Origin of the sequence: Aestuariibius violaceus (assembly GCF_040779325.2) — a bacterium.
GTDB lineage: Bacteria > Pseudomonadota > Alphaproteobacteria > Rhodobacterales > Rhodobacteraceae > Aestuariibius > Aestuariibius violaceus.
The window spans coordinates 615,896-637,037 of record NZ_JBFONT020000002.1 but is presented as its reverse complement, the minus strand read 5'-3'; the positions used below and the strand labels follow the sequence as shown (position 1 = coordinate 637,037).

At 64.4% G+C, this 21,142-nt stretch carries 24 protein-coding genes; 15 read left to right on the top strand and 9 right to left on the bottom strand.

The window, feature by feature from the left end; translation table 11 throughout:
• Window positions 1–179: 179 nt before the first annotated feature.
• The 3 genes from AADZ90_RS10375 to AADZ90_RS10365 all read right to left on the bottom strand — a co-directional run bounded on the left by AADZ90_RS10375 (window position 180) and on the right by AADZ90_RS10365 (window position 3,153).
• Window positions 180–938, bottom strand: a complete 759-nt coding sequence (locus AADZ90_RS10375; protein ID WP_367309924.1) for an ABC transporter ATP-binding protein — start codon at window positions 936–938, stop codon at window positions 180–182.
• A gap of 175 nt (window positions 939–1,113) precedes the next feature.
• Complete coding sequence (locus tag AADZ90_RS10370) at window positions 1,114–1,896, bottom strand: ABC transporter ATP-binding protein (protein ID WP_367309923.1); 783 nt, start codon at window positions 1,894–1,896, stop codon at window positions 1,114–1,116.
• Between the two features lie 75 nt (window positions 1,897–1,971).
• Window positions 1,972–3,153 (bottom strand): ABC transporter substrate-binding protein, encoded by a 1,182-nt coding sequence (locus tag AADZ90_RS10365; RefSeq protein ID WP_367309922.1) that lies wholly within the window; start codon window positions 3,151–3,153, stop codon window positions 1,972–1,974.
• 123 nt (window positions 3,154–3,276) lie between these two features.
• Between AADZ90_RS10365 and AADZ90_RS10360 the strand changes: the two genes are divergently transcribed.
• Window positions 3,277–3,699, top strand: coding sequence for a hypothetical protein (locus AADZ90_RS10360; RefSeq protein ID WP_367309921.1), 423 nt, complete (start codon window positions 3,277–3,279; stop codon window positions 3,697–3,699).
• 3 nt (window positions 3,700–3,702) lie between these two features.
• Here AADZ90_RS10360 and AADZ90_RS10355 read toward each other — a convergent pair whose 3' ends face one another.
• On the bottom strand, window positions 3,703–4,710 hold the full coding sequence (locus AADZ90_RS10355) for a GlxA family transcriptional regulator (RefSeq protein ID WP_367309920.1): 1,008 nt from the start codon (window positions 4,708–4,710) through the stop codon (window positions 3,703–3,705).
• A gap of 160 nt (window positions 4,711–4,870) precedes the next feature.
• Between AADZ90_RS10355 and AADZ90_RS10350 the strand changes: the two genes are divergently transcribed.
• Window positions 4,871–6,244 (top strand): class II 3-deoxy-7-phosphoheptulonate synthase, encoded by a 1,374-nt coding sequence (locus AADZ90_RS10350; RefSeq protein WP_367309919.1) that lies wholly within the window; start codon window positions 4,871–4,873, stop codon window positions 6,242–6,244.
• A gap of 1 nt (window position 6,245) precedes the next feature.
• Here AADZ90_RS10350 and AADZ90_RS10345 read toward each other — a convergent pair whose 3' ends face one another.
• The gene (locus AADZ90_RS10345) at window positions 6,246–6,914 is read right to left on the bottom strand and encodes a PAS domain-containing protein (RefSeq protein WP_367309918.1); all 669 of its coding nucleotides are present in this window, start codon (window positions 6,912–6,914) and stop codon (window positions 6,246–6,248) included.
• A gap of 213 nt (window positions 6,915–7,127) precedes the next feature.
• Between AADZ90_RS10345 and AADZ90_RS10340 the strand changes: the two genes are divergently transcribed.
• From AADZ90_RS10340 to AADZ90_RS10325, 4 genes are read left to right on the top strand one after another with little or no spacing between them, the layout of a single operon-like run.
• Window positions 7,128–8,009: a YicC/YloC family endoribonuclease gene (locus AADZ90_RS10340; RefSeq protein ID WP_367309917.1), complete on the top strand. Its 882-nt coding sequence runs from the start codon at window positions 7,128–7,130 to the stop codon at window positions 8,007–8,009.
• Between the two features lie 3 nt (window positions 8,010–8,012).
• The gene (gene gmk / locus AADZ90_RS10335) at window positions 8,013–8,657 is read left to right on the top strand and encodes a guanylate kinase (RefSeq protein WP_367309916.1); all 645 of its coding nucleotides are present in this window, start codon (window positions 8,013–8,015) and stop codon (window positions 8,655–8,657) included.
• Window positions 8,654–9,178, top strand: a complete 525-nt coding sequence (locus AADZ90_RS10330; protein WP_367309915.1) for a gamma carbonic anhydrase family protein — start codon at window positions 8,654–8,656, stop codon at window positions 9,176–9,178. The genes gmk and AADZ90_RS10330 overlap by 4 nt, the downstream gene beginning before the upstream one ends.
• Window positions 9,175–10,353, top strand: coding sequence for a trans-sulfuration enzyme family protein (locus AADZ90_RS10325; protein WP_367309914.1), 1,179 nt, complete (start codon window positions 9,175–9,177; stop codon window positions 10,351–10,353). Before AADZ90_RS10330 ends, AADZ90_RS10325 begins: the two co-directional genes overlap by 4 nt.
• Window positions 10,354–10,357: 4 nt before the next feature.
• Here the strand turns inward: AADZ90_RS10325 and AADZ90_RS10320 are convergent, their stop codons facing one another.
• Window positions 10,358–11,131: a sulfite exporter TauE/SafE family protein gene (locus tag AADZ90_RS10320; RefSeq protein ID WP_367309913.1), complete on the bottom strand. Its 774-nt coding sequence runs from the start codon at window positions 11,129–11,131 to the stop codon at window positions 10,358–10,360.
• A 148-nt stretch (window positions 11,132–11,279) separates the two neighbouring features.
• On the opposite strand from AADZ90_RS10320, the gene AADZ90_RS10315 reads away from it, so the two are divergent.
• The 3 genes from AADZ90_RS10315 (at window position 11,280) to AADZ90_RS10305 (ending at window position 14,494) form a co-directional block, all read left to right on the top strand.
• On the top strand, window positions 11,280–12,965 hold the full coding sequence (locus tag AADZ90_RS10315; protein ID WP_367309912.1) for an acyl-CoA dehydrogenase family protein: 1,686 nt from the start codon (window positions 11,280–11,282) through the stop codon (window positions 12,963–12,965).
• Between the two features lie 414 nt (window positions 12,966–13,379).
• Window positions 13,380–13,796, top strand: coding sequence for a DUF4279 domain-containing protein (locus AADZ90_RS10310; protein ID WP_367309911.1), 417 nt, complete (start codon window positions 13,380–13,382; stop codon window positions 13,794–13,796).
• A gap of 179 nt (window positions 13,797–13,975) precedes the next feature.
• The gene (locus tag AADZ90_RS10305; RefSeq protein ID WP_367309910.1) at window positions 13,976–14,494 is read left to right on the top strand and encodes an RES family NAD+ phosphorylase; all 519 of its coding nucleotides are present in this window, start codon (window positions 13,976–13,978) and stop codon (window positions 14,492–14,494) included.
• Window positions 14,495–14,562: 68 nt separating this feature from the next.
• Here the strand turns inward: AADZ90_RS10305 and mazG are convergent, their stop codons facing one another.
• Window positions 14,563–15,372 carry a nucleoside triphosphate pyrophosphohydrolase gene (gene mazG / locus AADZ90_RS10300; RefSeq protein WP_367309909.1) on the bottom strand — a complete coding sequence of 270 codons (810 nt, stop codon included), beginning with the start codon at window positions 15,370–15,372 and terminating at the stop codon, window positions 14,563–14,565.
• A gap of 62 nt (window positions 15,373–15,434) precedes the next feature.
• Between mazG and speB the strand changes: the two genes are divergently transcribed.
• Together speB and AADZ90_RS10290 are read left to right on the top strand one after the other, a co-directional pair.
• Window positions 15,435–16,415, top strand: coding sequence for an agmatinase (gene speB / locus AADZ90_RS10295; protein ID WP_367309908.1), 981 nt, complete (start codon window positions 15,435–15,437; stop codon window positions 16,413–16,415).
• Window positions 16,416–16,483: 68 nt separating this feature from the next.
• Window positions 16,484–16,894, top strand: a complete 411-nt coding sequence (locus AADZ90_RS10290; protein ID WP_367309907.1) for a DUF1499 domain-containing protein — start codon at window positions 16,484–16,486, stop codon at window positions 16,892–16,894.
• Window positions 16,895–16,969: 75 nt separating this feature from the next.
• Here the strand turns inward: AADZ90_RS10290 and AADZ90_RS10285 are convergent, their stop codons facing one another.
• The gene (locus AADZ90_RS10285) at window positions 16,970–17,224 is read right to left on the bottom strand and encodes a hypothetical protein (RefSeq protein ID WP_367309906.1); all 255 of its coding nucleotides are present in this window, start codon (window positions 17,222–17,224) and stop codon (window positions 16,970–16,972) included.
• Window positions 17,225–17,303: 79 nt separating this feature from the next.
• On the opposite strand from AADZ90_RS10285, the gene prfA reads away from it, so the two are divergent.
• From prfA to AADZ90_RS10265, 4 genes are all read left to right on the top strand, one after another.
• On the top strand, window positions 17,304–18,356 hold the full coding sequence (gene prfA / locus AADZ90_RS10280; RefSeq protein ID WP_367310218.1) for a peptide chain release factor 1: 1,053 nt from the start codon (window positions 17,304–17,306) through the stop codon (window positions 18,354–18,356).
• The gene (prmC, locus tag AADZ90_RS10275; RefSeq protein WP_367309905.1) at window positions 18,353–19,195 is read left to right on the top strand and encodes a peptide chain release factor N(5)-glutamine methyltransferase; all 843 of its coding nucleotides are present in this window, start codon (window positions 18,353–18,355) and stop codon (window positions 19,193–19,195) included. The genes prfA and prmC overlap by 4 nt, the downstream gene beginning before the upstream one ends.
• A 194-nt stretch (window positions 19,196–19,389) precedes the next feature.
• On the top strand, window positions 19,390–19,986 hold the full coding sequence (locus AADZ90_RS10270; protein ID WP_367309904.1) for a DUF4167 domain-containing protein: 597 nt from the start codon (window positions 19,390–19,392) through the stop codon (window positions 19,984–19,986).
• A gap of 66 nt (window positions 19,987–20,052) precedes the next feature.
• The gene (locus AADZ90_RS10265; protein WP_367309903.1) at window positions 20,053–20,409 is read left to right on the top strand and encodes a hypothetical protein; all 357 of its coding nucleotides are present in this window, start codon (window positions 20,053–20,055) and stop codon (window positions 20,407–20,409) included.
• Here AADZ90_RS10265 and rsmA read toward each other — a convergent pair.
• Window positions 20,294–21,127 carry a 16S rRNA (adenine(1518)-N(6)/adenine(1519)-N(6))-dimethyltransferase RsmA gene (gene rsmA / locus AADZ90_RS10260; protein WP_367309902.1) on the bottom strand — a complete coding sequence of 278 codons (834 nt, stop codon included), beginning with the start codon at window positions 21,125–21,127 and terminating at the stop codon, window positions 20,294–20,296. The two genes, AADZ90_RS10265 and rsmA, sit on opposite strands and share 116 nt — an antisense overlap.
• Window positions 21,128–21,142: the final 15 nt, after the last annotated feature.

Sequence of the window (21,142 nt, the reverse complement as noted above, 5' to 3'; positions counted from 1 at the left end):
ATTCAGCCGTCCCGGGCTTGATCCGGGACCTCTCCCGGAGCGTCCGTGCCAGATTGTGCCGTAAAGGTGTAGGGTGGGCAATCTGTCCCCCATTCTCAGTTAGACACGTAGTCCCAAACCCCGGGGCTCCGCCCGTCCGCGAGCGAAATCGTCCACTGGACGATTTCCGGGAGGCTCGCTCACCCACCAAGAAAGCTCCGTCTGACCTCGTCATCCGCCAACAGCTCCTGCCCGGTGCCGGTAAAGGCGTTCCGTCCCTGCACAAGCACATATCCCTTGTCCGCGATCTCCAGCGCCTGGCGGGCATTCTGCTCGACCATCAGAATCGAGATGCCGGTCCGTGCCACCTCGATAATCCGGTCGAACAATTCGTCCATGACAATCGGCGACACGCCGGCCGTCGGCTCGTCCAGCATCAGAACCGTCGGCTCCGTCATCAGCGCGCGGCCCACGGCGACCTGCTGGCGTTGCCCGCCCGACAGCTCGCCCGCCGCCTGCCGCCGCTTTTCGCGCAGAATCGGAAACAGCTCATAGACCTGCTCCATCGTCCGTCGGGTATCGTCGCGCCGCAGGAACGCCCCCATCTCGAGGTTTTCCTCCACGCTCATCGAGGTGAAGATGTTGCAGGTCTGCGGCACGAAGGCCATGCCCTTGGCCACCCGGTCTGGCGGGGACAGCGCCGTGATGTCCGCCCCCTTCAGCCGCACCGACCCCTCACGCAGGTTCAGCATCCCGAAGACGGCCTTCATCGCCGTCGACTTGCCCGCGCCGTTGGGGCCGACGATCACCGCAATCTCGCCGGGGTCGACCGCGATCGTGCAGCCGTGGAGGATATCGGCGCCCGAGCCATAGCCGCCCGTCATGCTCTCGCCGATCAGCATTGGCTCCTTGATCGGCGCGGCGCCGTCCGTGGCCTGGATCTCGGTGGCCGAGGTCATGGGCAAGACCCATAAGTCGTGACCGATGGATTGCCCGATCCATAAGCCGTCACTGATGGCTTTTCGATTCCGGGAAACTTCGCCTCAACAAAATCAAAGGCTTGCGAAAAACCGCCCGAAAACATGTCCGACGAAAAGCCGACCGAAAGCCGACAGGATGCCGCCCCGCCATTTCTCATCCTGTCGCCGCTTTCTTGTTCTTCAGCCCGGTCCCCAGATAGGCCTCGATGACATCCTCGTTCTGCATGATCTCGTCCGCCTTGCCCTCGGCCAGGACATGCCCCTCGGCCATGACAATCACCGGGTCGCAGAGACGGGCGATGAAATCCATATCGTGCTCGATCAGGCAAAAAGTGTAGCCTCTTTCGGTATTTAGCCGCACGATTGCATCCCCGATCGTGCCCAGAAGCGTCCGGTTCACGCCGGCGCCGACCTCGTCCAGAAAGACGATCTTGGCATCGACCATCATCGTCCGGCCCAGCTCCAGCAGCTTCTTCTGCCCGCCCGACAGGTTCCCGGCCTTCTCCTCCGCCAAATGAGAAATCGTAAGAAATTCAAGAACTTCATCCGCTTTCCGGGCCAACTTCCGCTCTTCCGCGGCGATCTGGCGGCGGTTCAGCCAGGTCTTCCAAAGCCTCTCTCCCGACTGCCCGGCAGGCACCATCATCAGGTTCTCGCGGACACTCATCGAAAAGAACTCATGGGCAATCTGAAACGTCCGCAAAACGCCCTTGTGAAACAGCTCATGCGGCGGCAGGCCGGTGATGTCCTCGCCCCCCATCAGAACCTGGCCGGAATCTGACTTAAGATTGCCCGCGATCACGTTGAAAAGAGTGGTTTTTCCGGCGCCGTTCGGGCCGATCAAACCGGTGATGGAGCCTTCCGCAATCTCCAGCGTCGCGCCATCGACGGCCCGGAAACCGCCGAAGCTCTTCACGATATTCTCGACCCGGATCATGCCTGCAAAACCGCCCTTGTCATAGGGAAACAGCCCGGATTTCTCCGGGCTGCTCTCGTCTCGTATCAGCCCTGATCAGCGAACGCGAACCGTCTCGAACGCCTCGTCGATGACCTCGACCTCGCGATAGGTCCCGGCGCTTTCCCCCGGCCCGATCAGCTCGACAGCGGACCCACCGACATAATCGATGTCTTCGCCATTTCTGATCAATTCCAAGGCCTTAGCCAGCTCGCCCGGATAGATCTCCTCGCCCGGCGCGTTTGCGATGTTCAGGATCTCCGGCCCGTATTCCGCCGGATCGGTCGACCCCGCCGCTTCCATGGCGAGCATGAAAAGCGCAGCCGCATCGTAGCTTTCGGGCGTGTAGGGCGACGTGCCTTCGAAGCCGCCGGCCTCGCCGATCTCGGTCATCGTATCCGGCCCGCGGCCCTCAGAGCCCGCAATCTGCCCGAAGGATCCGTTGAGGTCCGCCCCCACATTCTCCGTGATGCTCTCGCCCACCATGCCGCCGGGCAGAACGAACTGATCATAGGCCCCGGTATCGAGCGCGGCACGGATGATCCCAAGGCCGCCCTGGTCCAAATATCCTGCAACAACAAGGATATCGCCCCCTGCGGCAGACAGCGCTCCGACCTCGGCCGAGTAGTCGGCGCGGCCATCCTCGTGCGCGGCAGAGATGGTCACTTCACCACCAGCTGCTTCAAATGCCGTCTGGAACGCATCGGCCAGACCCTGGCCGTAATCGTTATTGGTGTAGGTCAGCGCCACGCTGTTAAATCCGCGGTCCATCAGAACTTCGGTCATCACCTGACCCTCACGCGCATCCGACGGCGCCGTGCGGAAGAAGAGGTCATTGTCCTCGACCGTCGTCAGGGCTGGTGACGTCGCCGAGGGCGAGATCATCACCATCCCATTGGGGATCGCCACGTTCTGCAGGATCGCGCCCGTCACACCCGAGCAGTCGCCGCCGATGATGCCAGCCACGCCTTCCGCGATCAGACGTTCGGCGTTGGAGGTCGCCAGCGCGTTGTCGATGCAGCCCGTATCGGCACGCTCGCCCGCAACGGTCTGTCCGTCGAGGATGCCACCCGCCTCGTTGACCTCGGCGATCGCAGCTTCCGCCCCGTCGGCCATATGACCGGCCAACGATTCGATTGGGCCGGTATAGCCCAGAAGGATACCCAACTGGATGTCCTCGGCCTGGGCCGCGCCCGTGGCAAAAACGGCGGCCACACTGGCCAGCAATGTCCGTTTCATGCGTAGTCTCCCTGTTTTACTGGTCTTATTGGCGCCGGAGCCTAAGCAGCAGCGCTGTAAAAGAAAAGCGCCAACGCAAAGTCAAAAGCTGGTAGGACGGCGCGAATGATGCAGGAGACCGCAATGACCATCCGAATACTCGTCCTGATCCTGGCCTTGGCCGCCCCGTTCAAGCTGGCGGCGCAGGAGGCGGAAGCCCCGCTTTTCACCGATTATGACGCCTTGCGTACGGCGCTCGATGGGCACATGACCAGCCTCAACCTTCAAGCGGCCTACGCTGAAATCCTGCCCAACAACGCGGTCAACGAGGCCCAGCTTGCCCAGGCGGAGCAGCTCTTCCGCCAGGCACTGCCGGAAGGCCTGACGGGCAGCTCAGTTCTGCGTCGGGAAGAGTTCGAAGGCGGCTTCACCCGCGAGTTGATCGGCTACTACAGCGGCGCGCGCTACCTCTTTGTTTTTCTTCAGTACCATGCGCGCGAGGACGGCGTCGCCGTCTTCACCCTGAATGTCAGCGAACAGCTCCAGCGCGCGATGGAAGGATTTTGACCGTCAGATCGACAGGCGCGCCGCCTGCGCCCCACGCTCGCGGTAGGGCGTCACGTCATATTGCGCCCGGTAGCATTTCGAGAAATGCGACGGCGAGGCAAAGCCGCAGGCGAGTGCGACGTTGATCACGCTCATATCCGTCTGCATCAGCAGGTTGCGCGCCTTCTGCAGCCGCAACTCCATGTAATACCGCTTGGGGCTGCGGTTCAGGTAGCGGCGGAACAGCCGCTCCAACTGGCGGGTCGACATCCCGACCTTTGAAGCGAGGATCGAGGGGCTCATCGGTTCTTCGATATTGCCCTCCATCATCTGGATGACGGTGCTCAGCTTGGGGTGCCGCACGCCGATCCGCGTCGGGATCGACAGCCGCTGGGTGTCCTGATCGGTGCGGATCGACGAATAGATCAGTTGATCGGCCACCGCATTGGCCAGCCCTTCCCCATGGTCATCAGCGATCAGCTTGAGCATCAGGTCGATCGACGCCGTGCCGCCCGCCGTCGTGATCCGGTTGCCGTCGACCACGAAGATCGACTTGGTCAGTTCGACCTCCTCGAATTCCTCGCTGAAGCTATCCTGGTTCTCCCAATGGATCGTGGCCTTCTTGCCGTCGAGAAGCCCGGCCTTGGCCAGCGTATAGCCCGCCGTGCAGAGCCCGCCGATCACCGCCCCCCGCCGCGCCTCGCGCCGAAGCCAGTTCAGCACCCGCTTTGTCGTCGCCGCCTGCACGTCGATCCCGCCGCAGATCATGATCGTATCGTCGCGGCCCAGATCGGTCAGTTCGGTGTCGGGTTGGAAGATCGTCCCGGCGGAACAGCGTACCGGCGCGCCATCCTCGGACGCCACGATCCACTCGTAGACCGGTCCGCCCGCCATACGGTTCGCGATCCGCAGGCTTTCCACGGCGCTCGCGAAACACAGAAGAGTGAAACTGTCGAGCAGCACGAAAACAAAGCGGCGCGGCTTGGTGTCGGGCACCAAGTCCACCACCGTTGCTTCGTTCGCGTCGTCCATCACACCGTCCTGGAATTGATGCGGTTTAGCCTGACCCTCTTTTATCGCGCTCCACAAGGGGGCGCAGGCCGTCCGGCACGCCTTTTTGTGCGTTGGATTATCCGAAACCCCCGTCTATACGGGGTGCCCGAATGATCGTTGGGACGATGGGGAAAGAGACATGGCCGAGTGGCAAAAGACCGACTGGCGCAAGAAGCCCCGGGTTCAGATGCCCGATTACACCGATGCCGGCGCGCTGAATGCCGTCGAGGCGCGGCTGTCGACCTATCCGCCTCTCGTCTTTGCGGGTGAGGCGCGCACCCTGCGCAAGCGGCTTGCGGCAGCGGCCCGGGGGGAGGCGTTTCTGCTACAGGGTGGCGACTGCGCCGAAAGCTTCGCAGAGTTCTCGGCCGACCGCATCCGCGACACGTTCAAGGTGATGCTGCAGATGGCAATGGTGCTGACCTATGGCGCCAAGGTGCCCGTGGTAAAGGTCGGCCGCATGGCGGGCCAGTTCGCCAAGCCCCGCTCGGCGCCGACCGAGGTGAAGGATGGCGTGGAACTGCCCAGCTACCGCGGTGACATCATCAACGACCTGGACTTCACGGAAACCTCTCGCATCCCGGACCCAGAGCGGATGCTGCGCGCCTATACCCAGGCTGCTGCTTCGCTGAACCTGTTGCGCGCCTTTTCGACGGGCGGTTTCGCCGATGTTCACCGGGTTCATTCCTGGACGCTTGGCTTCACCGACCAGGAAGAGGCCGAGAAGTACCGGGACATGGCCGCCCGCATCCAGGACACGCTCGACTTCATGACCTCTGCCGGGCTGACGGCGGACAACAATCACGAGCTTTCCACCGTTGAGTTCTACACCTCGCACGAAGCTCTGCTGCTGGAATACGAAGAGGCGCTGACGCGGGTCGATTCAACCTCCGGCCAGTGGATCGCAGGCGCGGGCCACATGATCTGGATCGGCGACCGCACGCGCCAGCCGGACGGGGCGCATGTCGCCTTCTGCCGGGGCGTGACGAATCCGATCGGGCTGAAATGCGGCCCGTCGCTCGAGGTCGACGATCTCAAGCGGCTGATGGCCACGCTCAACCCCGCGAACGAGCCCGGGCGGCTGACACTCATTGCCCGCTTCGGGGCGGGATCAGTGGGGGACCACTTGCCACGCCTGATCCGCGCCGTGCGTGAGGAAGGGGCAGAGGTCGTCTGGTCCTGCGACCCGATGCACGGCAACACGATCAAGTCCGCCTCGGGCTATAAGACCCGGCCATTCGAAAGCGTGTTGCGTGAGGTGCAGGAGTTCTTCGCGATCCATAACGCCGAAGACTCCATTCCTGCAGGTGTCCATTTCGAGATGACGGGCCAGGACGTGACCGAATGCACCGGCGGCGTCCGCGCGGTCAGCGATGAGGATCTGTCGGACCGGTATCACACTGCCTGCGATCCGCGGCTGAACGCGTCTCAGGCGCTTGAACTGGCTTTCCTTGTTGCTGAACAGTTGTCGGCGGCGCGCAGCAATCGCGTGGCACTGGCAGCGACGTCGTGATCTAACTCCGCGCGCTGTCCTGCACCAGATGCAGGGCAGGGCGCTCCGGCGCGGACGGTGTCCGATGGGCGAACGGCGCCGGGTCCTCGGCAAAGCTGGCCACCAGGTGGTCGAGTTGCCGTTCTGTATCGATCCGGTCGACCCGCACCTCGCCCCGGGCCAGCGTTAGGCGGCGCGAGGCCTGTCTGATTTCGCTGAACGTACTGATCCCGCCCAGAGCGCGGCTGACGCGGCCCTGCTCACTCATAAGGGGCAGCATCAGCATTTCTGCCTTGACCGGGCCAGTGGGCCCGTCTGCAACGATGGGAAGGCAAACGATGGCCGGGTCTGAAAAGACCCGCTCGAGCTGCCTCGCCAAGGCATCGCGCGCCGGGACCTCGAACAGCACCGATAGTGGCAAGCCGCGCGCCTCTTGCCCGGTCAGGGCCTTGATGTGCTGGCCCGCAATCCGCACCCGCGCCACGCCTGGCGCGATCCGTTCCAGAATGAAGGTGTGATCGAGCACGCCGCGCATGTCTCGCGGATCCACGTCGCTCCGTCGCGGAATGCCACACCCCCCGCGCAGGCGGTGCCAATAAGTCTCGATCCGGTGAAGGGCCTGCAGCCGTTGCGCTTTCCGATAGCTGTCCAGGGCCACGACGGCAGTCGTGGCGGAAGTCGTATTGTCCATATCTCGTCCCTCGTCGCCGAAGCGTTTTCCGGGGACCCGACCCCCACGACCTGGCTGGGTCCTAGGGTTGGGTCAAAATCGTTACCTCTTTCTTAATATGCGCCGCTTTGATTCAAATTTCTCTTGTTTTCGCGACAAGTGGTTAATCTTTCAGGGGGTTGCACTGCGCCTGCGCCTTCCCGTACTTCCGCCGCAAACGGGGAGGAGACACCGGTGATCCAGTCGATGACCGCCTACGCGACGGCAAGGGGCGAAAACACCCGGTTCGCCTGGCAGTGGGATCTGCGTGGGGTGAATGCCCGTGGCCTCGACATTCGCCTGCGCCTGCCCGATGGAGCCGAGGCGCTGGATCAACCGGTGCGCCGCCGTATCTCGCAGACTTTGGCCCGTGGTAGCATCACCGCGGGCCTTCGCCTGACCCGCCCGCAAACCGCCGGAGACGGCACCCCGGCGAATCTGGCGCCGCTCTTCGAGACACTCAGCAAGGTCAGTCAGCAGGCGACAGAGGCCGGTCTCACCCTCGCGCCGCCCTCGGCCCTCGATATTCTTACGGCCCGCGGTTTGCCGGGTGCCGAAACGGCTGGCCTTGACGACAAGGATACCGCCGCAATCCTCGCAGATTTTGATGCCGCTCTCGCCGATTTCCGCGAGATGCGCGCCCGCGAAGGGGCCGCGCTCCACAGCATTGCCGTTGCCCAGATCGATGATCTTGAGACCCGCACCGCAACAGCCCGCACGATTGCGCGTGATCAGGCCGAAACGGGCACCGAGGCTCTCCGCACTGCCCTCGATCGCATCCTCGGGTCGACGGATCAGATCGACCCAGATCGCCTCGCTCAAGAGGCCGCGCTGCTTGCTATCAAAGGGGATGTGACCGAAGAGCTCGACCGCCTCGACGCCCATGTCACCGCAGCCCGCACGCTCCTGAACGGTGATGGACCGGCGGGCCGAAAGCTTGACTTCCTGATGCAGGAGTTCAATCGCGAGGCCAACACGCTCTGCTCCAAAGCGAACAGCATCGCGCTGACCCAGGCCGGGCTCGACCTCAAGGCGCTGATCGAACAGATCCGCGAACAGATCCAGAATGTGGAATAGCCTATGCCCCGCCGTGGTCTTCTGATTGTCCTGTCCTCACCATCCGGCGCCGGAAAATCCACGCTCAGCAGCCGCCTGCGCGCCTGGGATCCGACTATCGCCTTCTCGGTCTCGGCCACGACCCGTTCGCCGCGGGACGGCGAGGTCGACGGCGCCGACTATCACTTCACGACCGAGGCCGCGTTCAAGAAACTCGTGGCCGATGGTGGGATGCTCGAACACGCCCACGTCTTCGGCAATTTCTACGGCTCCCCCCGCGCCCCGGTCGAGGCGGCCATCGGCCAGGGGTGCGACATCCTCTTCGATATCGACTGGCAGGGCGCCCAGCAGATCAAGAATTCCGCGTTGCGCGACCATGTCCTGTCGATTTTCGTCCTCCCGCCGTCGATCTCGGAACTGCACCGCCGGTTGATCGAACGCGGCCAGGACAGCACCGACGTGATTGACAAGCGGATGCAGAAAAGCTGGGACGAGATCAGCCATTGGGACGGCTACGATTACGTGCTGATCAACGACGATCTCGACGCGACCGAAGACCGGCTGAAGACGATCGTCAGCGCCGAACGCCTGCGCCGCAGCCAGCAGCCCGATCTGGTCGATCACGTCCGCAAACTGCAAACCGAATTCGAAGAGGAGGAGGGGACATGACGCTCTACGCCCTCGGCGATCGCCGCCCGCGCATCGCAGACGACACCTGGATCGCGCCGGACGCCAATGTCATCGGCGACGTGATCGTGGAAGACGCGGCCTCGATCTGGTTCGGCGCCACCCTGCGCGGCGACAACGAACCGATCACCGTGGGGCAGGGGACGAATATCCAGGAAAACACGGTCATCCATACCGATATGGGCTTTCCCGTCATCCTCGGCGCGGGCTGCACGATCGGCCACAAGGCGATGCTCCACGGCTGTGTCATCGGCGAGAACAGCCTGATCGGCATGGGCGCGACGGTGCTGAACGGCGCACGCATCGGCCGGGATTGCCTGATCGGCGCGGGCGCGCTGGTGACGGAGGGCAAGGAGATCCCCGATGGATCGCTCGTCCTCGGCGCCCCCGGCAAGATCGCGCGCAGCCTCGACGACCAGGCCATTGCCATGCTCAAGGCGTCGGCCATCCATTATCAGGAGCGGATGCGCCTCTTCCGCGACCAACTGACTGTCATCGAATGAAAAAACCGACCTCCATCGTCCGCCGGACACCTGTTCCGGCCTCTTCCTCCACGCCCGTCGTCACGCCGCTGATGCCTTCGGTCGTCTACCGGTCCGAGACGCCCGACGCGCTCGACGCACAATATGAAGGGCAGGCCTCCGGCTATACCTACGCGCGCGAGGGGCATCCAAATGCCGATGTCCTCGCAGCCAAGATCGACATGCTGGAAGGGGCCGAAGGCGGGCTGATCACCGGGTCCGGCATGGCCGCCGTGACCGCCGTCATGATGGGCCTTCTCAAGGCGGGGGATCACGTTCTCGGCGGCAACCAGCTCTACGGCCGTTGCCTGCGGATGATGGCCGAGGAACTGCCCCGCCTCGGCATCGCGACTAGCCTTGCCGACCCGACCGACGCCGCCGCCATGAAAGCGGCGATCCGGCCAGAGACGCGGCTCATCCTGATCGAGGCCGTCTCGAACCCCACGCTCCGCATCGCCGATCTCGATGCGATTGCCGAAATCGCGAAAGAAGCGGGCGCGCTTCTTGTCGTCGACAACACCTTCACGACGCCCCGCGCGCTCAAGCCGTTTGATCATGGCGCAGATATCGTTATCCACTCCGTCACTAAGCTTCTTGCCGGCCACTCCGACGTCACGCTCGGCTATGTCGCGACCCGCGATCCCGAATTGCGCGCCCAGATCGCCGTCACCGCCATCACCCTCGGCCTCACGCCCAGCCCGTTCGACTGCTGGCTCGCCGAGCGTGGCTTGCATTCCTTCGAACTCCGCTTCGACCGCGCGCAGTCCAACGCCGCGCGGCTTGCCGACGCGCTGGCCGCGCATCCCGCCGTCGCACACGTGCTTTATCCCGGCCGCGCCGACCATCCCGACCATGCCAGCGTGGCCCCGCTCTTCGGCGGGCAGGGGGGCAACATGGTCAGTTTCGTCCTGAAAGGCGGCCGGGCAGAGGCCAACGCGTTGACGAAAGCCGCGCCGCAGATCGCCTTCGCGCCAACCCTCGGCGACGTGGCGACGACGCTCTCCCACCCCGCCAGCTCCTCCCACCGGGCCCTGACGCCCGGGGGCCGTGAGGCGCTCGGGATCACCGAAGGCTTCTTCCGCGTCTCGGTCGGGATCGAGGATCCCGACCTGCTGATCGAGGAATTCACCGCCGCGCTCGACGCCGTCGCGGGCTGATCCGCTATCCGAAAAGCCCGCGACGGATCAGGTTCAGCCCGGCAACGGTAAGGACGAACAGCGTCACCCGGCGGAACCTCTCCTGATCCAGCCGGTCCTGCACCTTGAATCCCACCCACATGCCCAGAAGGGCCGGAATGACGAGCGCGGCAGAAAACGGCGCCGTTTCCCTGTTCAGAACTCCAGATTGCAGGTGTCCGGCCAACAGTGCGACCGACCCCAGCCCGTAGATCACCCCCTGCACGACCATCTGCCGCGCCTTTGGCGTCTCCACCGCCAGCAGGTAAAGCACCGTCGGCGGTCCCCAGGTCCCGGCCAATCCACCCAGCGTTCCGGAAATCAGCCCCGCAAGGATCGAAAACGGCTTACGGCGGTGCGGTGGGATGACGATCCGCAGGCCCAGCAGTTGGATCGTACACAGGATCACCACCGGTATACCTAGCACCAGGAACATCGCGTTCGGCGGGATGCGCGTCAGGAACTGGGCCGAAATCAGGATCGTCACGCAAACGATGCCGATATAGATCGCGAATTCCCGCGCCGCGCTCAGCGCCTCGCCCACGCCCGCCCGCGCGACCTGCAACGCGTTCGAGATGACAATGGGCAGGACGATTCCAGCCACGACGGTGGCCGGATCGAGGAAGATTCCCATACCCGAAACCATGACCAGCGGCATGGCAAAACCCACCGCCCCCTTCACGAACCCGCCCAGCCCCGTGACCAGCATCGCGAGAAGAAAGGCGGCGAGACCGACCGCCGGGGGCAACAAGGTTTCCATCGCAAAGCGCTCTAGCCTATCTTTCAAAGGTGCACAGCGGAAAATCCAGTGCGACATTTTTGTGCGCCAAGTGAGTTCCACATGAATGAATATTGCGCTGCATCTGCGAAGGGGTTAGACGATGCCAACCGAGATAAAGGAGAGCGTGATGCCTCGTGACGCCCAGGATCAGACCCTCGCCGACGACCCCCGCCTGCCCGGTCTTCTCGGCCTGACGGGTGCCGCCGTCGCAGCCGCTGAAAGCCTTCTAAACACCGCGAAATCGCGCGTGAAAGAGCAGGTGACCGAGGGCGGGCGGGTCTCCGGCGCGTTGCTGGAGGAGCATCAGACGGCGGCGCACGGGCTTGCTTGGCTCGCGACCTATGTCGAATCGCTGCGGCAGATGCAGCTATGGGCCGAACGGCTGGATGGGGACGGCAAGTTCGGCGAACTCGAGCAGCTGATCCACCAGATCGCGTTCGGCGAATACCTCTGGCAGATCTATGGCGGCATCCCGATGAGCCAGGGAGAGATCGTTCGCCCGCAGGACCTCGGCCTGTCGCAGGATGACCAGCGGGCGATGATGGTCCCCGCGGTGATGGAACTCAGCCAGACTGGCAACAGCCAGGCCGCCCGTATGCGCTTGTTTTCATTGATGCAGGAGCAGTCCGCCGAGATCACAGTGGGCCGCTCGGGCCTCGACGACGAGCTTGAGATGATCCGTGAGCAGTTCCGCCGATTCGCGGTCGAGAAGGTCGAGCCGCACGCCCATGACTGGCACCTCAAAGACGAACTGATCCCGATGGAAATCATCGAGGAGATGGCGGAGTTGGGGGTCTTCGGCCTGACGATTCCCGAGGAATATGGTGGCTTCGGCCTGTCGAAAGCGTCGATGTGCGTCGTCTCGGAGGAGCTGTCGCGGGGGTATATCGGGGTCGGCAGCTTGGGCACCCGCAGCGAGATTGCGGCGGAGCTGATTCTCTGCGGCGGCACCGAAGAGCAGAAGCGGAAATGGCTGCCGCGTCTCGCCAGCGCCGAAACCCTGCCGACGGCGGTGTTTACCGAGCCGAATACCGGGTCCGATCTGGGCTCGCTCCGCACCCGCGCCGTGCGGGACGGGGACGATTGGACGGTAACCGGGAGTAAGACCTGGATCACTCACGCCGCGCGAACCCATATGATGACGCTGCTGGCCAGGACGGAGCCGGACACGACCGACTACAGGGGCCTGTCGATGTTCCTGGCCGAGAAAGAACCCGGCACCGACGAGAACCCGTTCCCGACCGACGGCATGACCGGCGGCGAGATCGAGGTGCTGGGCTACCGCGGGATGAAGGAATACGAGCTGTCCTTCGACGGCTTCCACGTGGACGGCGAGAACCTTCTGGGCGGAGAAACCGGCAAGGGTTTCAAGCAGTTGATGGAAACCTTCGAATCCGCCCGCATCCAGACCGCGGCCCGCGCGATCGGCGTGGCGCAATCGGCGCTGGATGTGGCGATGCAATATGCTGAAGACCGCAAGCAATTCGGCAAACCGCTGGCCGCCTTCCCGCGTGTCGCGGGCAAGATTGCGATGATGGCGGTCGAGATCATGATCGCCCGGCAGCTGACCTACTTTTCGGCCCGCGAGAAGGACGAGGGGCGGCGCTGTGACCTCGAGGCCGGGATGGCCAAGCTGTTGGGTGCCCGGGTTGCCTGGGCGGCGGCGGATAACGGGTTGCAGATCCATGGCGGGAACGGTTTCGCGCTGGAATACAAGATCAGCCGCATCCTCTGCGACGCGCGGATCCTGAACATCTTCGAAGGGGCCGCCGAAATCCAGGCGCAGGTGATCGCACGGCGGCTGTTGGCCTGACGATATCGCGGGGCGTCCAGTGGACGGCCCGCCTCTGCGGCACGCAGAGATCCAGGCGCAGGTGATTGCACGACGTCTGCTGGCGTAGACCCAGGCGTTAAGATCGGATTGAGGGACCGCTCGGTGGGCTGAGACGGGGGCCGGGCGACACCTGCACGAATCGGCTATTTTCGCGCGTTAACCCTGATTTTGTGGAGGTGCGGCATCCGGTCGGCATCACGTCGGCATTACGTCGGAGGGGGGAGGCCGAAATTCGCGTGATTAACGGAGCGCACGGTGCGGCGGCACGCAACACTTGTTTGATGGGTGATTTTCAGCGTGATTGTTTCTGAGGGGGCGGGCGGCTCAAGGCTGACAAGCTTCGGATGTCCCAATATAGCCACCTAACGATGAAGCTTTTCGAGAAGGCAACTCATGGCTGTATTGAGCGAGTCACGCGCGTCCCTTCGGTTCTTTGGTGATGATCTGGACCCCGATCAACTCACCGGATTGCTCGGGTGTCCACCAACAAAATCCGAGCGGAAAGGCGAAGAGATTGTTGCCAAAGTGACTGGGCAGAGGAGAATTGCCCGAAGTGGCGGTTGGCGACTACAAGCTGAGCGGCGTGAACCTGGTGACTTTGACGCTCAGATTTCTGAGATTTTGGATCAGCTTACCGAGGACATGGATGTCTGGCGAGACATCACCGCGCGGTACCGGGCGGACATATTCTGTGGTTTGTTCATGAAGGAAGGCAATGAAGGTATCAGCCTATCGAACGAGACCTTGGAAAGGCTCGCCGTTCGAGGTCTGAAAATTGATTTCGATATATACGACCGTTCCGACGACTAGCCCCGCAAGGCTTTTCAGCCCTGCGATAATTGGTGTCTCGGGGCTGAAGTCCACTATTGCGTGGGCGGCCGTTGCGGGCGTCGACCGGATAGGGTCATGCGCTAGACAACGGGGCCTAGGCCACGCGCCAGTATCGATTTAAGCGGCATAACGGTTTGGTCAGCGCGAGAGTTTTGCAGATGGATGCGACTGAATTGGCTTTGGTTGAGATCGGCGGCCTCTTCGTCCGGATCGAGCGGGACGGCGCGCAGGGGATGGCCTTACGGAAAGGTCTTCCCCAACGTCCACCGGCCCGCTTCAATCGTCTTGGAGAGGATGCGCTTTATCTCAGCCCCGATGCGGAAAGCGCGTCCGTGGCGATCGGCGGGAATGTCGTGGAGGGGGAAACATCTCGCCTGCTGATCCGGTACCATGTCGAGACGTGCAAAGTAGTGGACCTTCGGCAAGAAAAATCGGCCGATCTGTACGAATTGGCGCGCCAGCCCTGGCGCACGCCTCTGGAACGCGGTGAAGATCCGCCCTCATGGACCGCTGCTGACATCGTCAGAGCGTCGGGAGCTGTCGGGCTGATCGATCCATCCCGGCGTCGTCCCGGGCTATGGCACGTGACGCTTTTCCGATGGAACGCGCCCGGCGCGCCGACCGTCCGGGTCGATGGACCGCCCGAACCCATCGTGGTCCAGCCGGACTATCGTTGACCTGTCGCGAGGGGGGGCGAAGGCTTCGGTCGATCTGCGAAGCTGGGTGGACGAGACCGAAGCGCCAGCTACTCTGCCGCCTTTGCGGCATTCCAGAGGGCGTCCATCTCGTCCAGCGTCGCTCCGTCCGGAGTCTTGCCTTCGGTCGCCAGCGCCGCCTCGATATGGCGGAAGCGGCGGACGAATTTGGCGTTGGCGGCGCGCAGGGCGGCCTCGGGATCCAGTTTCAGGTGGCGGCCCAGATTGACCATCACGAAGAGGAGGTCGCCGTATTCAGCCTCGATCTCTTCCTGGTTCAGGGTTTCCCGTGCTTCGGCAAGTTCGCCTGCCTCCTCAGTGAGCTTTGCGAGGACCTGATCGATCTCGGTCCAGTCGAAGCCGACGCGGGCGGCGCGCTTTTGCAGCTTCAACGCGCGGAGCAGTGCGGGCAGCGACAGCGCGACGTCGTCCAGAACGCCGGTCTGCGCCTTCCCCGCCCGTTCGGTCGCCTTGACGGTTTCCCAATCCGCCTTCTGCTGCTCCGCCGATTTCTCGCGGTTTTCATCGCCGAAGACATGGGGGTGGCGCGCGACCATCTTGTCGGAGACGGCCTGGATCACGTCCTGCATGTCGAAAAGCCCATCCTCGGCCGCCATCTGGGAATGATAGACGACCTGCAGGAGAAGGTCCCCAAGCTCTCCCTTCAGATCGTCCCAATCACGGCGTTCGATCGCGTCGGCGACTTCGTAGGCTTCTTCGATCGAGTAGGGGGCGATGGTGTCGAAGGTCTGTTCGACGTCCCAGGGGCATCCCGTCTGGGGGTCGCGCAGACGCTCCATGATGCGGACGAGGCGAGGCAGGCCACCCGCAGGATCGTGGATCAGGGGATCGTCGGACATTGCGGACCCTTTGCCGATGGGGTTCTCTCGGCCCGATAGCAGGGGCCGAGCGGGAGGACCAGATGGCGCTGAAGGATGCGGAAACCGATGTGGATCGCGCGCTGGCGGGCGAGCGCCGCGGGCTGGCCTATGAGAACGCGTTCGGCGGTGTGCTGTCCTTTATGCGGCGGGCCTATACGAAGGATCTGACGGGCGTCGATCTTGCGGTGACGGGGGTGCCGTTCGATCAGGCGGTGACGAACCGGCCCGGCGCGCGCTTCGGGCCGCGGGCGATCCGCGAGGCCTCGACCCTGCAGCCCTGCGATCCGCCCTATGGATGGGACGTCGATCCGCTGAGCGATTTCGACGTCGTGGATTATGGGGATATGGCCTTCGATTATGCCCGGGTCGCCGATGTGCCGGGGCGGATCGAGGCGCATGTGGCGGGGATCCTCGAGGCCGGTGCGGGGGCGCTGGTTTTGGGGGGCGATCACTCGGTGACGCTGCCGGTTCTGCGGGCCCATGCGGCGCGGTTCGGGCCGGTGGCGCTGTTGCAGTTCGATGCCCATAGCGACCTCTGGCCTGACCCCGATCCGGAGCGGATCGATCACGGGACGATGTTCACCAAGGCGCTGGCGGAGGGGCTGATCGACCGGGAGCGGTCGGTCCAGGTCGGCATCCGCACGGTGAACCGGGACGGGCCGCAACTGACGACGATCCCCGCGCGCGAGGTGCATGAGCGTGGCGCGGCGGCGGTGGCCCGCCGGGTGAAGGAGATCGTGGGCATCGGGCCGGTCTATTTGAGCTTCGACATCGATTGCCTCGATCCTGCCTTCGCGCCGGGGACGGGGACGCCGGTCTGGGGCGGGCTGAGTTCGGCGCAGGCGGATATATTGCTCAAGGATATCCGTGGGATCGACATGGTGGGCGGGGACGTGGTTGAGGTGGCACCGGCCTATGACACGACCGGAGCAACAGCGATTGCGGGCGCTCACGCGGCGATGGAACTGATGTGTCTCTATTGCCATCGCCTTGCAGTGAAGCGCGGCTCTGCCGAGGGCTGAGATGTCCGCTGGCGGGCGGGCACGGGCCGGGATAGGGAGGGGCAGACCTCAGCTAGGGAGCGCGCTCGATGCGATTTGTCCTGATCCTTGTTCTGGTGCTGATTGCGGCCGGTATGGCCTATATCCGGCTCGCGCCGTCCGATCCGGCAGTGTGGCACGTCGCGCCGGAGACACGGGAGCCGGGCGAGTATCCCGGTGAGGGATCGTTTATGGCCGTTGTCGAGGCAGGCGAGGAGGCTCTGGCCGACCTTGATGCGGTAGCCGTGGCGACGCCGCGGACGCAACGCCTTGCGGGCGCGCCCGAAGACGGAATGGTGACCTGGGTCACGCGATCACGGGTGATGGGGTTCCCGGATTACACGACCGCGATTCACCGGGACGGTTTGCTCACGGTCGAGGGGCGGTTGCGCTTCGGGCGGTCGGATATGGGCGTGAATCAAGCGCGGATCGAAGGGTGGCTGGAAGAGGCCGGGATCTGACGGGCCGCTCTTCCGTCCTTGCGGCCGTCATCGCTCGTTGAGCGAAGAGCGCTGTGAGGCGCGATGAGCGGAAGGTCAGCCCTGGCTTGACTGCACATCTACCGCGCCGGTTAGGCAGGAGCGTCCCGTGTCGCGCCAGATCGGCACGTTCAGCGACATCTGGCAACTGCCGATGAACATCCGGCCATCGACGCGAAGACAGGTCTCCCCGCCGATATCGACGCGGGCCCCGTCCGTATCGGTACAGTAGCACTCGATCGTCTTGCCGTTGTGATTGACATCGGCAGCCACGGGCGCGGCGAGCGCGAGGAGGACAAGAGCGGTGCGCATGGCCCGACAATAGCACGCTGCCTACGATCCGCCAAATGCCGTGCTTGACGCCCCTGGGGCGATGGGGGACATCAGTCCGATGCTGCCCCGCGAGAAACTCGACCAGATCCTTGACCGTTTCCAGTTTCTGGAGGCGAAGATGGCCGGCGGCGCCGGCGGAGACGAGATCGCTGCGCTCGCGCGGGAATATTCCGAGCTGAAACCGGTGGTGGAGGAAATCGCCGCCTACCGGCAGCTCGAAGCTGATCTGACCGAGGCCGAGGCGATGCTGGCCGACCCCGAGATGCGCGATCTGGCCGAGGAGGAGATCCCGGCGCTGAAAGCCCGACGCCCCGAGCTGGAGCATCGGCTGCGTCTCGCGCTCCTGCCGAAAGATGCGGCGGATGGGCGGCCTGCGATCATCGAGATCCGTCCCGGCACCGGCGGCGAAGAGGCGGCACTATTCGCGGGCGACCTCGTCCGGATGTATCAGCGCTATGCCGAGGCGAAGGGCTGGAAATTCGAGACGATCGAGGAACAGGCGACAGAGCTCGGCGGGATCAAAGAGGTGACAGCCCGGATCGCGGGGGAGGGGGTGTTTGCCCGCCTCAAGTACGAATCCGGCGTTCACCGCGTGCAGCGCGTCCCCGCGACGGAAAGCGGCGGGCGGATCCATACATCAGCAGCGACGGTCGCCGTGCTGCCCGAGGCTGAGGACGTCGATATCGAGATCGCCGCGAACGATCTCAGGATCGACACGATGCGGTCGTCCGGGGCGGGCGGACAGCATGTGAACACCACCGATTCGGCGGTGCGGATCACCCATATCCCGACCGGGATCGTCGTGACCTCGTCCGAGAAATCCCAGCACCGCAACCGCGAGATCGCGATGCAGGTCCTGCGGGCGCGCCTCTATGATATGGAACGCAGCCGCATCGATGCCGAGCGGTCCGAGGCCCGCAAGGGGCAGGTCGGATCCGGCGACCGGTCGGAACGGATCCGCACCTACAATTTCCCGCAGGGGCGCGTGACGGATCACCGGATCAACCTGACGCTCTACAAGCTCGATCAGGTCATGGCCGGCGATCTGGACGAGTTCATCGACGCGCTGATCGCCGACGCGCAGGCCGGGATGCTGGCAGAGATGGCGTGACCGGCACCCGCGCGGTCGCGCAGGCGGCGCGGCGGCTGAAGGCGGCAGGGGTCGAAGACGCGGTACGTGACGCGCGGCGGCTCTTCGCTGCCGCCACAGGGATCGCGGCAGACCGTGTGACGCTGGTCCTGCCAGAGTCGATGACGCCGGCGGCGGAAGAGGCGTTCGAAGCGCTCGTCGCCAAGCGGTGCAAACGCATACCCGTCTCGCACCTGACCGGCCGGCGGGCCTTCTACGGGCGGGATTTCACCGTGACGGATGCGGTGCTCGACCCGCGGCCAGAAACCGAAATCCTGGTCGCCGCCGCGCTGGAGCGTCCCTTCAGGCGCGTGCTCGACCTCGGCGTCGGATCCGGCTGTATCCTGCTGACGCTGCTGGCCGAGCGGCCGGAGGCGACGGGCCTCGGCGTCGATACCTCCGGCGATGCGCTGTCGGTGGCCGCGGAAAACCGGGCGCGCCTGGAGCTTCGGGAGAGGGCAGAGCTTCGGCAGGGCGACTGGTATGCCGGCATCGAGGGGCCGTTCGACCTGATCGTCTCCAATCCGCCCTATATCGCCGAGGCCGAGATGGCCGATCTTGCCCCCGAACTGCGCCACGAGCCGCGCGTCGCGCTGACCGACGGGGGCGACGGCCTGTCCGCCTACCGGATCATCGTGCCGGGCGCGATGGATCGCCTCGCGCCAGGTGGCCGCCTGATGGTCGAGGTCGGGGCGGCGCAAGGGCCTGAGGTCTCGGCGCTTTTCCGGGCAGCGGGGTTCGCGGATATCGCCATCCCCCCCGACCTCGATGGCCGCGATCGTGTCGTTTCGGGGCGCAAACCGGCGGAAAAACCGCTCTAGGGTGTATTTTTTGCAATTGCCCCTTGCTTTGGCGCGCTTCAAACGCTTAGTCATACATATCGGTCGGAACGAGGGCCCAATCGCCCTCCCGCCGGATTGTCGCCAGACATGGAGCATGTGCCCGGGCCGCATCCTTTTACGATGCAGGGGAGGTTCGGAGCGCTAGACAAAGACTAGCTGGACGAAAGCTTTACATGAGATCTTCGAAATCACGCTCGCGCGGGAAGAACCGGAACAACAACCGCCCGTCGGGTAACATCGTCAACCGGGTGTTCGACAGTTCGGGCCCCGAGGGCAAGGTGCGCGGCACGCCGCAGCAGATCATCGACAAGTACAACCAACTGCACCGCGATGCGGTGCTGTCGGGGGACCGGGTCGATGCGGAAAACTTCGCCCAGCATGCGGAGCATTACACCCGGATGCTGGCCGAGGCGCAGCGCGAGATGGAGGCGCGGCGCGAGGAACAGGACCGCCAGCGTCAGGCCGAACGCGAAAAGCAGGCCGAGCGTGACCGCGAACGCCAGGCCGAACGCGACCGCCAGCAGGCCGAGGGCGGCGGTGACCGCCCGTCCGATCAGCCACGCGAGCGCCAGCCGGATCAGCCGCGCGAGCGTCAGCGGGAGAAGACGACGTCCGAAGCGGATGTGATCGACACCGGCGGGGCCGAGGATACCGGTCTTGTCGAGACGCCCGAGGAAAAGCCGCGCCGCCGGCGCAGCCGCAAGCCGCGCCCTGAGAATGCGGCGCAGGACGCGGGCGACGAGACATCGCCGCCGCAAGCGGCGGAGTGACGGTCGGGCGGATACCTCTTCGCCCACCTCCGGATCCTTTCTTCATCTCTTCCGAACCGGATTGTCGTGACCGGGACGAATGGTGCGGGCAAAACGTGCCTCGCCCGTCGCCTGGCCAGGACGGGCTATCCTGTCCTCCATCAGAATGCGGTGAGGCTGATTACGGGCTGGCAGACACGCCCTGGCAGCGAGACCGACGCGCGTCTGCGGGAGGCTCTGTGCGCGCCGCGCTTGCCGGCTTTCAAGAGATCCCGCTCCAGCAGGTCCCGTCAGCGCGGAGCGCGCTCGACCGGTTTGGCGCCGCGGGCTAGATCAGGCGGGCCAGGGCGCAGAATTGTTCCAGCGAGATCTGCTCGGCCCGATCCGTCGGTTCGATACCTGCCTTGCGAAGCCGGTCCTCGATATCCGGCGCGAGGCCCTTGAGCGACGCGCGCAGCATCTTGCGCCGCTGATTGAAGGCGGCCGCGGTGACCTTCTGGAGGACATTCGGATCAGCCGGATAGCGCGGCTGTGGCAGCGCCGTCAGATGGATGACGGAGGAACTGACCTTGGGTGGCGGGGTAAAGGCCTGCGGTGGCAGATCCATGACGATGCGCGCGTCCGATCGCCATTGCGCGAGGACCGCCAGGCGGCCATAGGCCTTGCCGCCGGGCTCCGCCACAATCCGTTCCGCCACCTCCCGCTGGAACATCAGCGTCAGCGATTGCCAGAAGGGAGGCCAGTCAGCCGGCGTCAGCCAGCGCACCAGAAGCTCTGTACCGATATTGTAGGGCAGATTCGCGGCCACCCGGATCGGCGGCGTCAGATGCGCGCGCGGGTTGATCGCGAGCGCGTCGCCCTGCAGGACAGTCAGGCGCCCCGGATAAGCCGCCGCAATCTCCTCGAGCGCGGGCAAGCAGCGGGGATCCTTTTCGATGGCAAGGACATGGCGCGCGCCTTCGGCCAGCAGACCCCGCGTCAGGCCACCGGGACCGGGGCCGATCTCGAGCACATCGCATTGGCTCAGATCGCCTGCTTGCCGTGCGATCTTGGCCGTGAGATTGAGGTCGAGGAGGAAGTTCTGGCCAAGCGCCTTCTTCGCAGACAGGCCATAGGTGGCAATGACCTCGCGCAGCGGCGGAAGGGTGTCGATGCGGCTCATTAGGTCGGCTGTTGG